This is a genomic window from Geobacillus sp. WSUCF1, from assembly GCF_000422025.1.
Taxonomy (GTDB): Bacteria; Bacillota; Bacilli; order Bacillales; family Anoxybacillaceae; genus Geobacillus; species Geobacillus zalihae.
Map to the genome: position 1 here is coordinate 1 of NZ_ATCO01000262.1, position 14720 is coordinate 14720.

Annotated in this window: 10 protein-coding genes and 4 pseudogenes; all 14 read right to left on the reverse strand. The window is 52.7% G+C overall.

All coding sequences use genetic code 11. The features are described from left to right. On the reverse strand, positions 1-1246 hold a 1246-nt coding region (locus tag I656_RS00310), incomplete at its 3' end, for a reverse transcriptase domain-containing protein (protein WP_020756920.1). Between the two features lie 709 nt (positions 1247-1955). After that, positions 1956-2099: pseudogene (locus I656_RS18425) on the reverse strand (recombinase RecA); the annotation flags it as partial. Positions 2100-3063: 964 nt separating this feature from the next. Beyond that, positions 3064-3351, reverse strand: a pseudogene (locus tag I656_RS0117100) (DNA recombination/repair protein RecA); the annotation flags it as partial. A 199-nt stretch (positions 3352-3550) separates the two neighbouring features. Continuing rightward, on the reverse strand, positions 3551-4774 hold the full coding sequence (locus I656_RS00305) for a competence/damage-inducible protein A (protein ID WP_033006947.1): 1224 nt from the start codon (positions 4772-4774) through the stop codon (positions 3551-3553). Between the two features lie 26 nt (positions 4775-4800). Continuing rightward, entirely contained in the window at positions 4801-5379 is a 579-nt protein-coding gene (gene pgsA, locus I656_RS00300; protein WP_011230793.1) for a CDP-diacylglycerol--glycerol-3-phosphate 3-phosphatidyltransferase, read from the reverse strand. Between the two features lie 80 nt (positions 5380-5459). Further along, complete coding sequence (locus I656_RS00295) at positions 5460-6353, reverse strand: RodZ domain-containing protein (protein WP_020756924.1); 894 nt, start codon at positions 6351-6353, stop codon at positions 5460-5462. 27 nt (positions 6354-6380) lie between these two features. Next, on the reverse strand, positions 6381-7172 hold the full coding sequence (locus I656_RS00290) for a DUF3388 domain-containing protein (protein WP_015374447.1): 792 nt from the start codon (positions 7170-7172) through the stop codon (positions 6381-6383). 131 nt (positions 7173-7303) lie between these two features. After that, positions 7304-7552 carry a DUF3243 domain-containing protein gene (locus tag I656_RS00285; protein WP_011230790.1) on the reverse strand — a complete coding sequence of 83 codons (249 nt, stop codon included), beginning with the start codon at positions 7550-7552 and terminating at the stop codon, positions 7304-7306. 62 nt (positions 7553-7614) lie between these two features. After that, positions 7615-8331, reverse strand: a complete 717-nt coding sequence (ymfI, locus tag I656_RS00280; protein WP_015374446.1) for an elongation factor P 5-aminopentanone reductase — start codon at positions 8329-8331, stop codon at positions 7615-7617. A 54-nt stretch (positions 8332-8385) separates the two neighbouring features. Next, a pseudogene (gene yfmH / locus I656_RS0117105) lies at positions 8386-9674 on the reverse strand (EF-P 5-aminopentanol modification-associated protein YfmH). Further along, positions 9655-10950, reverse strand: coding sequence for an EF-P 5-aminopentanol modification-associated protein YfmF (gene yfmF, locus I656_RS00275; RefSeq protein WP_020756927.1), 1296 nt, complete (start codon positions 10948-10950; stop codon positions 9655-9657). The pseudogene yfmH and the gene yfmF overlap by 20 nt, the downstream one beginning before the upstream one ends. Before the next feature lie 153 nt (positions 10951-11103). Beyond that, positions 11104-12063, reverse strand: coding sequence for an ABC transporter permease (locus I656_RS00270; RefSeq protein ID WP_011230786.1), 960 nt, complete (start codon positions 12061-12063; stop codon positions 11104-11106). Next, positions 12064-13109, reverse strand: a pseudogene (locus I656_RS0117110) (ABC transporter permease). Then, on the reverse strand, positions 13109-14635 hold the full coding sequence (locus I656_RS00265; protein ID WP_011230784.1) for an ABC transporter ATP-binding protein: 1527 nt from the start codon (positions 14633-14635) through the stop codon (positions 13109-13111). The pseudogene I656_RS0117110 and the gene I656_RS00265 overlap by 1 nt, the downstream one beginning before the upstream one ends. Positions 14636-14720 lie beyond the last annotated feature (85 nt).

Here is a 14720-nt window from a genome sequence, read left to right on the forward strand (position 1 = left end):
TTTTTAGATGATTGGCTAATCCTATAATTTTGGCGTTAATGTTTTCAATATCAAGGGCTTTCTCTAATTCCGATTTTCTCGTTCTTAACAATCGAATATCGCGCTTAATTTCTTTGACCTTGGCATTGACTTTTTCCATATCGGGAATCATTCTAGCGGCGAATCCTTTTTTATGAAAGCGCCGCTTTCCTGCCTCAATACAAAAGCCAAGAAACTTAACCCGTTGTTCGCGGATATCTGCAATGAACGTTTTCTCATCCGATAGAGTTAAGTGCAACTCACAGGCTAAATACTGCTTACATTGCTCCCTTATTTTTTCCGCATATTCTTTCGTATCCGTAAGAATAACCCAATCATCAGCATAACGAATGTAAAAGACGGGATGATGTCCCTTGTTCCTTAACGCCGCTAATGCGTTTTTCTTTTCCCGATAGTTTGCGTTATTAGGGTGATACTCATATTCTTGGCCAACCATCCAGTCAAAGCTGTTGAGATATACATTAGCCAACAACGGGCTAATAATTCCTCCCTGAGGAATCCCCCTAGCGGTTGGATAGAATTTACCTTGTATCACTTGCCCCGCCTTCAGCATTTTCTTAACGATGCATAGTACCCGTTTATCCCTAACGCCCATATTCCACATGATGTTCAGAAGCTTCTTATGATTGATGTGATCAAAATAACTTTCAATGTCACCTTTTACAACCCAATACAGCTTGCTTCCGTTGATGATTTTCAGCATCCAGGCTAAGGCATGTTCGGTGGAGCGATACGGTCTGAACCCATAACTGTGCGGATAGAATTGGGCTTCGAAAATCGGCTCGAGCACTATCCGGAGCATCTCTTGGATGATTCTATCCGTCACCGCGGATATTCCTAAGGACCTCGTTTCCCCTTCCTCATTCGGACTATTGCCTTTTCTTTTTGAGCTTTTGGCATTTCCTTTGGGCTTGTTGCACCTTCTCACTGGTATAGGCTTATAGTCATTGAGTTTGGCTTTTATCATCCCGAAAACCTTTTCCGTTGGCATAAGCAAATAATCATCTACTATTTTCTGATCAATCCCCGCCGTTTTGCTACCTTTATTGCTTTTAATATTGCGAATAGCTTCTAAAATGACAACATCATTTTGAAGCAACTCAAGCATCCCGTAAAAATGTTTTCCCTTTTTAGCTTCTTGATAAAGAAGATCCAAGCAGTTTCTCAAGTCCTGTTCGCTTTTTACGACAAGTTTGTTTACCTTCATGCTCCTTTCTCCCTTTTTATAATACTGGGTGGAAGTGCCATGAATTAGCCTGCTTGCCGTAACATGTAGATACTTTGCCGCCCCGGCTGGTTCCCTTCACTCCAGAGCGTTTTTTCCTCCCCCATCGTTGCCTTTGGGGTTCAAACGGCGCTCCTTCATCATTACTATGGAACCGCTGACTCCCCCTAAGATATCATCGACCAGCCCTGTCTCCTCCTTAGGGGGCCTCTCACGTTCCCTACAGCCTATCCCTTCTTTTGAACGCCCTTAGGTGCCTACTCTACTCGGCAGGACCTCTGATTGGAACGTCCGCTACCCATCAGAGCAGTAACCGAACTAAGCCAGCCGGTTAAAGGAAACACCGCAAACAAGACACGGTGGTTCGTCCTGTATGGTCCCTTTTCAGGGAGCACCGGTAACCGAGCTTCACGCATAGGTTCCTTTCGTCACCATAGGCGTCTTTTAAGGAGCCCCGCACCACTTTCGCCATAGCACATTTTGCGGCCTTAGGCTACTTGGGTTACGACTTCACCTGGCTTCATACATCCCGGTGAGGGTGCACCGGAATGCATGCAGGAGTCTCAGGCTCGTGGATATAGGACTATCACCACGGGAAGGAATTTCACCTTCCAACTCGGCTGTAGAGTTGTCCCGATGTTCCCATCGGACTCCGCTTTCGTGCCTACGCACTTATACGGAAACGTGACGCACCTTGCTCGCCCGTGTCAGGCTGGGAAAGCAGCAATTCATCGATATTGACCCCTAATTTTTGTGCATAGATGGGGTCGAGCGATAGCGATAGGTAATAGTCACCCTCGGCATTACCCGGAGGGGCTATTTTCCCCCGCTTCACACCGTGCGTGCGAGTTTCCCCGCACACGGCGTTCCATCGAGTACCCCGGTTACTAATCCGCTCTAGACTTTACTAGTGTACGCACTTTCTGTATTCCTCGAGTTTACTTATTGTGTAATGGCGTACATCTTGTCTTGTAGGTCGCGGAATTCCTGCTCCGACCTAGGAATGATTAGTTCTTGAAACGTTTGGTTGATAGTATCAAATCCTTTCTAGCGGATTTGTACCATACACGTTTTTAGTCAGTTTTGCTCACCGAAACCCTTACGGATTTCCTCACGGCTTCCTAATCATTGTCTGGGTTAGTAACCTAGGGTACTCGACTATGCCCCTTCGCTCCGCAGGAGTTACCCTGCTTCATCACTACTACGGGCTGCTGCCCCACCCCTTCAGCAGTCATTTCCTCCTGCTTAGCGGCATCGGGATGCGCATCCCTTGGCATCCGCTGGGGTGGTTCACCTGTACCGCATCACCTATCCTTGCATGCTCCCTTAGGCTCCACCTCTGACCCGTCAGCCGCCTTTCTGCCCATGGTTGGAGGGCTCAAGGCAAAGATCCTCTACGGGATCAATCCAGACTCGGCAAACACGAATACCTCATCCAGGGCTGAACCTCACTTAGGAGGTGAGCGCCTTCTTTTTTCGGCGCCCCACGCCTTACGAGCCGTACTTCCGGTGGTTCGTTCCAACGCTATGCGTTCTCTAGCCATAGGAGCTTTATGGACCCCCGGCTACTTCGCTAACCGCTTCTCAGGTCTGCTTTTCGCCGTCCTCTCCGAGCTTCGTACAGCCATGTTGCGCACCATGACCGCACGTCGGGGTATTAGGGCGGGAATGCCAACCTTCATTCCCGTCTCGGATTTTCACCGAGCTCTCGGTGATGCAGTTAGGACCTACTCATGCTCAGTCCCGCTGACTTTTCGCACGGCGTTTCCGCCATACTTCAGTCAGCAACAGGTCGCACCGTGCTCTGCGTCGATGAAAGCTGCTTGCCCGCCCCGCTTTTGCACTTCCGCGATCGCGTGAAGGGCAACGGTCGTTTTCCCGGACGATTCCGGGCCGTAAATTTCCACAATCCGCCCGCGCGGATAGCCGCCGACGCCTAACGCGATGTCGAGCGCCAGCGAACCGCTCGGCACGACCGACACTTTGCGGTCGACTTGCTCGCCGAGCTTCATGATGGCCCCCTTGCCAAACTGTCGTTCAATTTGTTTTAATGCCTGCTCCAATGCAGCTTGACGATCTTGGTTCACTAACCTACTCCTCCTTATTCTAGGACTACTTATACTATACCGCGTTTTGCGGCCATTGCCAAGCAAAAAACGAACGTCCATTCGTTTTTTCGGTGGAGAAACTAGCAACAATCGCCATACTCATGCGGTGGAAAAAACGATGTGCGGTGGAGAATGGAGAAGGAAGGGGGCGGCCGATCAGCAGTCGGCCGCGAGCATCTCAAGCAGAAAAAAAACAGCCGTATTTGGCGGTGCGGATGCGAATGGCATCACGCGTGCCGGACAGCGTCAGACGGTGGACAGTTGCATCGCGCCCGCGGACGGCGATGCCGATATACACGGTGCCGGGCGGGTGGCCCTCAAGCGGATCGGGTCCGGCGACGCCGGTGAAGCTGATGCCGATATCCGCATCGCACATCGCGCGGACGTTTTCAGCAAGCAAACGGGCGCACGGCTCGCTCACCGCCCCTTCTGCCTCAAGCAGCGTGCGCGGTATGCCAAGCACCTGTTCTTTGACGCCGTTTGTGTAGCAGACGACACCGCCCTGCACGACTTGCGACGCGCCGGGGAGGGCGGTGAGCTGTTCGAGGAAAAGGCCGCCGGTCAAACTTTCGGCCGACGCGATCGTCCATCCTCTTTCTTTTAACCGCTCGAGCGTCTTTGTAAACAACGTTTCATCGTTATATCCGTAGCAGTGGCGGCCGACACGCGCCAAAATGGCCGATTCCACTTCGTCAAGAAGCCGCTTCGCCTCCGCCTCATCCTGATGCTTCGCTGTCAGACGAAGCGTCACTTCACCGTCGCCGGCCAGCGGCGCGATCGTCGGATTCGACTGGGCGTCGATCAAATCCGCAATCGCCGTCTCGAGCGCTGATTCACCGATGCCAAAAAAGCGGAGCACGCGCGACTCGATGCGCTCGGAAAGCGAAAACGTACGGCGCAAAAAGGCGTTTCCGTATTTTTTGAACATCGGCCGCATTTCTTTCGGCGGCCCGGGCAGCAACATGTACGTAATGCCGTCTGCCACAAGCGCCATCCCTGGCGCCATGCCGTGCTCGTTTTTCAGCACCGTCGATCCTTCCAAGACGAGCGCCTGCTTTTTATTGTTTTCTGTCATCGGCCGGTTTGTGCGGGCAAAATACGCCTCAATCGCTCGGAGCGCTTCCTCGTCGATCACGAGTCGGCGGCCAAGCAAACGGGCGATCGTCTCCTTCGTTAAATCGTCTTTCGTCGGGCCGAGGCCGCCGGTGAAAATGATGAGGTTCGCTCTCGTTTGCGCCGTTTTCACCGCCTGTTCGAGGCGGCCGGCGTTGTCGCCGACGACGGTATGGAAATAGACGTTAATGCCAAGCATCGCCAGCTGCTGCGACAAAAACTGGGCGTTCGTATTGGCGATTTGCCCAAGCAACAGCTCGGAGCCAACGGCAATGATCTCCGCGTTCAACAGACTTTCTCCCCCTTTGCGGCCGGCTATTTCGAATGGGAAAACGCATGTCTGTTTTTCGCAAAATAATCCCAGCCAGACCAAATCGTGAAAATGACCGCCACCCACAGCGCCAATTCAGCGAACGGAAACGAAATGAGCGAGAATGGGAAGTTATGTAACAATAAAGCGGAAATGGCGACAATTTGCGTCCATGTCTTGATTTTGCCAAGCATGTTGGCAGCGACGACTTCCCCCTCGCCGGCAAGCACGAGCCGCAAGCCGGTGACGGCAAACTCGCGGCTGATGATGACAATCACCATCCACGCCGGAACGGCCCCGAGCTCGACAAGCACGATAAGCGCCGCCGACACAAGCAATTTATCGGCAAGCGGATCTAAAAATTTTCCTAAATTCGTCACCAACCCGTATTTGCGGGCATAGTAGCCATCGATCCAGTCCGTCGCTGAGGCGATGATGAAAATGAGCGCGCCGGCAAGATGGGCAACCGGAAGCTCTGTCCCGCCGATTTGGATGCTTCCCCACCCGAACGGAACGAGCATCACGATCAAGAAAAACGGGATGAGCATAATGCGCGCTACCGTAATTTTATTCGGCAAGTTCACCACAAATACCTCCGCTCATTCAACATAGTTCAGTCCGTGCGAAAAGCAGGCGCCTTCCTGCGGAAAAGCGCCCTGTTCCATCATTTCTTCAACACGAAATGCAGCTTTTGGTATACTTCCTCTTTCGGGGCAAACGGATAGGCAAACGGCTGGCCGTTTACCTTCATGTCGACGTCCAGCGTACGCCCGATTTTCACCCATACTTCGCTTTCGGCCGACAGATCGAACGTTTTCGTCTGCCCGCTTGTCAAGTTGCCGCGGTAAAACGTATGGCCTTTCGTATTGTATACTTCGACCCATGACGTTCCTTTGGATGAAAGCTCGATGGAAAACGCGCCGGAGCTGGCGACTTCAATCGTCGCCGTGTTGCCGCGCTTTTCCGTCACATTCATCGCCGCAGCCGGCTGTTCTTCTTCGCCAGTCGGCGCTGGCTGTTCATTTTGCTGTCCGTTTTCATTCGTTGCCTTCTCGTCCGTTTCCTTCGCCGGCTGCTTTTGTTTCGCTTGCTCAAGCGGCGAATGTTTCGGCTTTTCGACCTCCGCTGTTTTTGGGCTTGTCTTTGTCGGCGGCTCATTTGCGGCGCCGTGCTGGAGCAGCACCCAAACGAGGACTGCCGCCCCGATGACGACCGCCGCGACAACCACTTTCGGCAGCCAATCGAGCCATTTCGCCCCCTCGGCAGACAGTTGCTGGTGCGTCTTCACGCGCGACAGCGTCTGCGGAATGTCATCTTGATAAGACTGGGGAATGTCCTGTTTATACTGTTCAAACAGCTCATCCGGATCAAGCCCGACCGCTTCAGCATATTGCCGGATGAAGGCACGCACATAAAAATTTCCAGGCATGATGGCATAGTTGCCTTCTTCGATGCCGATCAAATACCGCTTTTGAATTTTCGTCATCTCCTGCAGCTCGTCCAAACTCATCTTTTTTTCTTCCCGTGCTTCCCGCAAACGTTTTCCTAGTTCCGTCAACGGCCAACACCTTCCACTTTTTTTAAATTAAAACCCAAATTCGGAAAACCCGTCATCGCCCAACAATGACGGGCGGTCAATCGCTTCGTAGGAAATATCTTCGTCCGGTTCATGGCGCAGCTCAATCATATAATCAAAATCATCGAGCGTGTATTCCGTATGGCGAACAAACATGTCCGGATGCTCGACGACTTTCGTCGCCTCAAGGCGCATGAGCTCACGGATGAGCTGCCAGTGCTGCTCGTTCCCGCGGCGCGTTGAGACGATGCCGTCGATAATGAAAATGTTGTCCTCGCTATACTCATCTTCCATCAACTGCGTGCGAACCGTCTGTTTAATCAGCGTCGATGAAACAAACAGCCATCGTTTGTTGGCGCACACGCTGGCGGCGACGATCGATTCTGTCTTGCCGACGCGCGGCATCCCGCGGATGCCGATGAGCTTATGCCCTTTTTCTTTAAAAAGTTCCGCCATAAAATCGACAAGCAGTCCAAGTTCATCACGGACGAAGCGGAACGTTTTTTTGTCATCGGCATCGCGCTGGATATAACGGCCGTGGCGGACGGCGAGGCGGTCGAGCAGCTTCGGCTGGCGCAGCTTCGTCACCGTAATGTTGTCCATCGTCCGCAAGATCGTCGCCAACCGTTCAATTTGCTCGTTATTGTCGCACAAAAGCAACATGCCGCGGCGCGAATCCCGGACACCGTTGATCGTCACGATGTTAATGGACAACATACCGAGCAGCGAAGCAACGTCGCCGAGCAACCCCGGGCGGTTGACATGAATTTCATATTCCAAATACCATTCCTGCTTGCCCATCCCGTCTCCTCCCTTGCCGGTGTCCGCACGAACGCCTTATGCTAAGTTCATACTACTATAATTATAAATGGAAAAGCAACCGAAAAGGAGGAAGAAAAAAGAGAGGGAGGCCCCTCTCTTTTACCGGGTGATTATTTTTGTTGGACCAGCTTGACCATCATGTTGGCAAGGGCGTGCTGCTCTTTTTCATCCGCAACGCTCCAAAGATCAGCGAGCACCCGTTCTTCCGGGTTTTTCGGGTCGACGTGTTTCGCCAAATAATCCCCGATTTGGTAAGCGACATCTGTGATCACTTGCTGGGTCAATCCTTGCTGTTGCGCTTGTTCTAAACGTTCCGCCAAAAAGTCTTTCCATTGTTCAAAGTTATCCAGTACCGACATGTCAATCCCTCCTTGTTGAATGTTTCAAGGATAGTTTGCCTGCCGAACCGGAAAATATACGTTCAACAATACCAGCCGCCGTTGACGGAAATGACTTGGCCGGTGATATACGAAGCGCCATCAGACAGCAAAAACGCCACCGTTTCCGCCACCTCATCCGGGGTGCCGAGCCGGCCGGCTGGAATTTCGTCAGTGAGCGCTTCCAGCTCCTCAGGACGAAACACCCGCAGCATATCGGTATCAATCGCCCCCGGTGCAACAGCGTTGACGCGAATGCCGCTTGGGGCAAGCTCCTTGGCCAGCGCCTTGGCAAACGCGTTCTGCCCTCCCTTTGTCATCGAGTACACCGCCTCGCATGAAGCGCCGCACAATCCCCAAATCGAGGAAATGAACACAATATGACCGCGCTTTCTCGCCACCATTGATGGGATCAGCCTTTTGATGAGCAACACCGGGCTTGTCATGTGAAGCCGCACCATCCGCTCGATTAATTCATCGTTCATGTCGGTCAACAATCCGTAATAGCTTGCACCGCTGTTGTAAACGATGGCATCAACCGGGCGATCGATTTGCGAAACGAGCTTTTCCACCCCATCCGGTGCCGACAAATCGGCCTCAATCGGCACAATATGCACATCGTTAAGCTCTTCTTTCAGCGCTTCAACAGGCGCCCGTCGCCGATAGTAATGGAGAAAAAGTCCGTACCCCTCCCGAGCGAGCACACGGGCGATGCTTTGTCCGATGCCTCCAGAGGCTCCCGTAATCAAGGCGTAGCGCATGAAACCATCCTCTCCTTTTTGCCGCAAAAAAGCATCCTTCTCAGGAAGGATGCCTTATTGCCCTTTTGGAACGACTTCGCAAACCGCGATTTGCGAATCGCGGAAGCAAGAAGAGGCAACCGCCGAGATATCGTCCATGGCAAGGGATGAAAGCGCCGGCAAAATGTCAAACAAGTTGGATCCGTAAAACGCGTAGCGCGTAAACTGGTTGGCGATGTATTCCGGCGAGTTGAGCGCGCGCAAAAAGGCGCCGATTTTTTTCTTTTTCACCCGTTCAAACTCTTCCTTTTTGACTGCTTCCGACGAAAACGACAGCAGCACCGTTTGAATTTCCGAAGCGAGCCGTTCAGCGTCCCTTGTATCGCCGCCGATCAACGCGAAGCCGAACCCGCGCTCTTCTGTATAATCGTACATAAATGTATCATCGATCAATCCTTCGCGGTACAGCCGTTCATAATGCGGCGAGCTTTTTCCAAACAAATAGTCCAATGCGACGTGGAAGGCAAGCTCATGCCGAAGTTTTTGTTCGCCGGCTTCAGGAACGGACGGCGCTTTGATGCCGACAAAGCACTTGTTCGTCTGCACATGCATCGGAATCACTTTTTTCTTTTCCGCTACTGCGCTCGGTTCTTCATACGCAAATCGCTTCACTTCCGGAGCTTGCGGGAACGACTTTTTCGCCTGGTTGTCGCGGATTTGCTGCATGATTTTTTGTTCATCGACCGGGCCGACGACAAACAAAAGCATGTTGCTCGGGTGGTAAAACGTTTCGTAGCACTCATACAGCAACTCTTTCGTAATTTGGGCGATCGATTCAACTGTGCCGGCGATGTCGATTTTGACCGGATGGTTGTGATACATGCTTTCGATGGCGCCGAAATAGACGCGCCAGTCTGGGTTATCGTCGTACATCCGGATTTCCTGGCCGATGATCCTTTTTCTTTTTCCACTGTCTTGTCGGAAAAGTACGGGCTTTGCACAAAATCGATCAACGTTTCCAAGTTTTTCTCGACGTTGTCGGTGCTTGAGAACAAATAGGCGGTGCGGGTGAACGTCGTAAAGGCGTTCGCCGAGGCGCCTTGTTTGCTGAACTGCTGAAACACGTCGCCGTCTTCTTTTTCAAACAGCTTATGCTCCAAAAAATGGGCGATGCCGTCCGGAACGCGCTTCATCTCCGTTTTACCGAGCGGGACGAACTGGTTGTCGACCGAACCGTAGTTCGTGGTGAATGTCGCATACGTTTTGTTGAATCCTTTTTTCGGCAAAATGTACACGTCAAGGCCGTTGTCCATTTTTTCATAAAACAGCTCTTCGTGCAGCGTCTCATACACCCGTTTTTCCATCTTCCGTCGCCTCCATTCCGGTCAAAAAGTACACCGTATCAAGCTTCACCTTGTCAGCGACGCGCACCACATCCTCGCGCGTCACTTGATCGGTGCCGGCCATCCATTCATCGATCGGGCGCTTTCGCGTTGAGACGACGTTATGGTACAACACCTCGACAAGCCCGCGCGGCGTATCGAGCGTCTCAAGCAGCTGGTTGCGGATGACCACTTTCGTCTGCGCCATTTCTTCATCTGTGAAATCGCCGTTTTTCATCGCCTGCATTTGCTCATCGATGATGCGGCGCGCCTTCTCATAGTTGGCCGGTTCAATGCCGGACATGACCATCAAAAGCCCTTTATGGCTCTCAAGCCTTGAGGCGGCATAATAGGCAAGGCTTGCCTTCTCGCGGACGTTGATGAACAGCTTCGAATGGGAAAAACCGCCAAAAATGCCGTTAAACATTTGCAAGGCGTAATAATCGTCATCTTCATACGTCACATTTGTCCGATAGCCGATGTTGAGCTTTCCTTGCTTCACGTCTTGCCGCTCGATGACTTCGCGAACTTCCCCTTGCGGCTTGACAGAAACCGACGATGCGCGCTCCCGCTTTGGACGATCCGGCAGAGAAAAACGCTGCTTCACCGCATTGAGCACCGCCTCTTCAGCCACGTCGCCAATGACATATAGATCCAGCTCATCCTCGGCCAGCGCTCGTTCATAATAGCGATACAGCCCTTCCGCCGTGATGCCGTCCACGTCTTCAAGCTCGCCGTTTGGAGAGAGGGCGTACGGTTCGCCTTTGCACATTTCTTCTACAAGGCGCATGTTCGCATAGCGCATTTTGTCATCATACACCGCCTGAATGCGTTGACGGAGCGCCCGCTTTTCCTGCTCAACAATGTCAGTGACAAACCGGCCGCCATCAAGCGCCGGGCGGAACAGAAGATCGGCCAAGAACTGAAACGCTTTCGCAAGAAGCGGCGTTTGCTCCGGCAAAAATCGTTCATTGGCGACATCGATGCGAATCGTCATGATATGATGTTCGCCTTTTTTCGTTAAATCGACGTTCAGCGTCGCCCCATACAGTTCATCCAAATAGGTGCGCAGCGCCTTAACGCTCGGATAGTCGGCCGTGCCGCTTTGCAAGACGTATGGCAAAAGCGCGCGCAGCGTGACCGTCTCTTTAGCAAGAGGGGCCTTCATTTTCCAAACGATCGTGTTCGTTTTGTACTTATCGGTCGAAATCGTATGGACGCGAACCGGTCCGACCGCTGTGACTTTTTCGTCGACCAATCCAACTCCTCCTTACTTTTTCTCTTTGCAGATATGCACTATCTTTCATTTATTGTAAAGCGTCTTATCAACAATATACCTTTTGCCAATGGAAAAATGCAAATCATTCCATTCAGCAAAAACGGCCGTCCGTTTTTCGGACAGCCGCTTTCATCACCGTTTTCCTTTGATGTATGGCGTGCCAGCCGCTTTCGGCGCCTCAGCGCGGCCGATGAAGCCCGCCAGCGCCAAAATCGTGAGTGCATACGGGGCGATGAGCAAGTAAACGGTCGGGACGTTTTTCAAGAACGGAATCGTTTGCCCGACGATGCTTAAGCTTTGCGCCAACCCGAAAAAGAGCGCCGCCCCCATCGCGCCGATCGGATGCCACTTGCCGAAAATCATCGCCGCAAGCGCCATAAATCCGTGCCCGGAAATCGTCGCATGGCTGAAATCGCGGGAAATGATCGTCGCGTATACCGCACCGCCCAAGCCGCCGAGCGCGCCGCTGATCATGACAGCGATGTAGCGCATTTTGGCGACATGAATCCCCATCGTATCCGCCGCCATCGGATGTTCGCCGACCGCACGCAGCCGCAGGCCAAACGGCGTTTTGTAAATGACATACCATGATACAAACGCCAGCGCAATGGCGATATACGACGGCGCGTACGCGTTGGAAAACAACAGCGGCCCGATGACGGGAATGTCGCTTAACACTGGCACGTCAATTTTGTCAAACCCAACTTGAATTTGGTCCGTCTGCCCCTTGCCGTACATTTTCTTCACTAAAAACAGCGACAGACCAAGCGCCAAAAAGTTGATCGCCACCCCGCTTACGACTTGGTCGGCGCGAAATGTGACCGACGCGACAGCGTGCAGCAGGGAAAATACAGCGCCGACCACCATGGCAGCCAATAAGGCAAGCCACGGCGTCCATTCGCCAAACCGATCGGCAAACGTCAAATTAAAGACGATGCCGACAAACGCGCCGATGGTCATCAATCCTTCAAGCCCGATGTTGACGACGCCGGACCGTTCGCTAAACACGCCGCCAAGGGCGGTGAAAATGAGAGGAGCCGCAAAGAAAATCGTTGTCGGGACAATCGTTTGCAAGACGTCATACACGCTCACTTACTCCGCCCCCTTTTGCCAACGAGATAACAGCCAGCGGATCATGTAGCTGGATGCAACAAAGAAAATGATGAGCGCGATAATAATATCGACGAGTTCGGTCGGCACGCCGGCGCTTGACGGCATTTCCAACGCCCCGACTTTTAAGGCGCCAAACAACAAGGCGGAGAGCAAAATGCCAAACGCGTTGTTTCCTCCGATCAAGCAACCGCGATGCCATCAAATCCAAGGCCGGTAAAGCCGGCTTTCGTCGAGATGTTTCCAAATGTGCCAAGCCCCTCCATCGCCCCGGCGACGCCGGCAAAAGCGCCGGAGATGACCATCGCTAAAATGATGTTGGCGCGCACATTCATGCCCGCGTACTGTGACGCATGCTGATTGAAACCGACCGCCCGCAGCTCAAACCCTTTCGTCGTCCGCTCAAGCAAAAACCACATGACAAATGCGGCGGCGACAGCGATGAAAATGCCGTAATGCATGGTGGAATGATGCGTAATGGCATCAAAAAAGTCGGAGTGAAGCGATGCGCTTTCTTTCACCGGCTTTGATTTAAATCCCTCATCAGACAAAACGGAACGGATGATGGCGTTCGTTACATGCAAAGCAATATAGTTCATCATGATCGTAATAATGACTTCGTGCACTTTTAAATACGCCTTCAGCACACCCGGAATCAAGCCCCATAGCGCCCCGGCCAACGCGGCGGCCAACAAGGCAAGCGGCAAATGGATGATTTTGGGCAAATCAAAGGACACCCCGACCCAGACGGCAGCGAGCCAGCCGACGATCAGCTGCCCTTCAACCCCGATGTTAAACAAGCCGGTGCGAAAGGCAAACGCCACCGCCAAGCCCGTTAAAATGTATGGCGTCGTCTGGCGGATCGTTTCGCCGATATAGTACGTATCGCCAAACGCCCCGTACACGAGAGCGTAAAACCCAGCGATCGGGTTGTAGCCGCTTGCAAGCATCACGATCGAACCGGCGATCATGCCAAGAAGAACGGCCAACAATGGTATCAAAAATTGCTGGAGACGATTCGACTTCATCACGACACACCTGCTTCCTTCCGTTTGCTTCCAGCCATCAACAGCCCGAGCTCCTGTTCGGTTGTTTCTTTCGGATCAACGATGGCGACGATGTTTCCTTCATAAATGACAGCGATCCGGTCGCTGACGTTCATCACTTCGTCAAGCTCAAACGAGACGAGCAGCACCGCTTTCCCGCGGTCTCGCTGTTCAATGAGCCGCTTATGAATAAATTCGATCGCTCCAACATCAAGCCCCCTCGTCGGCTGGGCGGCGATCAACAAGTCCGGGTCGCGGTCGACTTCACGGCCGATGATCGCTTTTTGCTGGTTTCCGCCCGATAGCGCCCGCGCCTTCGTATATTCATCCGGCGTGCGCACGTCAAATTCGCGGATGAGCTGGCGCGCTTTTTCGTAAATGGCTTGAAAATTCAACAGACCCCGTTTCGAGTACGGCGGCTGATAGTACGTTTGCAGCACCATGTTTTCGCCGATCGGAAAGTCAAGGACAAGCCCGTGCTTATGCCGATCTTGCGGAATATGGCCGACGCCGGCTTCGATGATTTTGCGCGGCGGCAAATTCGTAATGTCTCGGCCGTTGAGGCGGATTGTCCCTGATTCAGCTTTGATCAAGCCGGTTATGGCTTCAATGAGCTCGGTCTGGCCGTTGCCGTCGACTCCAGCAATGCCGACGATCTCGCCGGCGTGCACCGTCAAGTTCAAACCGTTGACCGCTTTGATCCCGCGCGCGTCCTTGACGACTAAGTCTTTAATTTCCAACACCGGTTTTCCCGGCTCAGCCGGTTTCTTAGCGGTCGTAAACTGCACCTCGCGGCCGACCATGAGCGCCGCCAGTTCGTTCGGATTCGTCTCCGCCACATTGAGCGTCGCAATTCCTTTGCCGCGGCGGATGACGGTGACGCGGTCGCACACTTCCATAATTTCTTTAAGTTTGTGTGTAATTAAAATGATGGATTTTCCTTCGCGGACGAGCGTGCGCATAATTTGCATGAGCTCGCGAATTTCCTGCGGCGTCAACACCGCTGTCGGTTCGTCAAAAATCAAAATATCGGCGCCGCGGTAAAGCGTCTTTAAAATTTCCACGCGCTGCTGCATGCCGACGGAAATGTCGGCGATCTTCGCTGTCGGATCGACCGCGAGTCCATATCGTTCCGACAATTCGCGCACTTCCCGCTCCGCCCGCTTCATATCGATCGTTCCGGCCCGCGTCGGCTCGCTGCCTAAGATGATGTTTTCCGTCACGGTGAACGTATCGACGAGCATAAAGTGCTGATGCACCATGCCGATGCCAAGATCATTGGCGACGTTCGGGTCGGTGATGCGCACCGGCTTTCCTTTCACGCGGATTTCGCCGCCGTCCGGCTGGTATAAACCGAACAGCACGTTCATGAGCGTCGATTTGCCGGCCCCGTTTTCGCCAAGCAGAGCGTGTATCTCCCCCTTTTTCACTTGCAGCGTAATGTTGTCATTGGCGACAAACGTGCCAAACACCTTGCGGATATTGAGCATTTCAATCACGTATTCCAAGCCATTCACTCCTTACTCAAGCAAGGTCAAAATCACAAAATGAAAGGCGACAGCGAAACAGCCGCCCTTCATCCTATTTCGCGCA

Coding starts and splice junctions, on each gene's coding strand:
- I656_RS00290 (WP_015374447.1), bottom strand. CDS start 7,172: ATGGGCAAGCAGGAATGGTATTTGGAATATGAAATTCATGTCAACCGC.
- I656_RS00285 (WP_011230790.1), bottom strand. CDS start 7,552: ATGTCGGTACTGGATAACTTTGAACAATGGAAAGACTTTTTGGCGGAA.
- ymfI (WP_015374446.1), bottom strand. CDS start 8,331: ATGCGCTACGCCTTGATTACGGGAGCCTCTGGAGGCATCGGACAAAGC.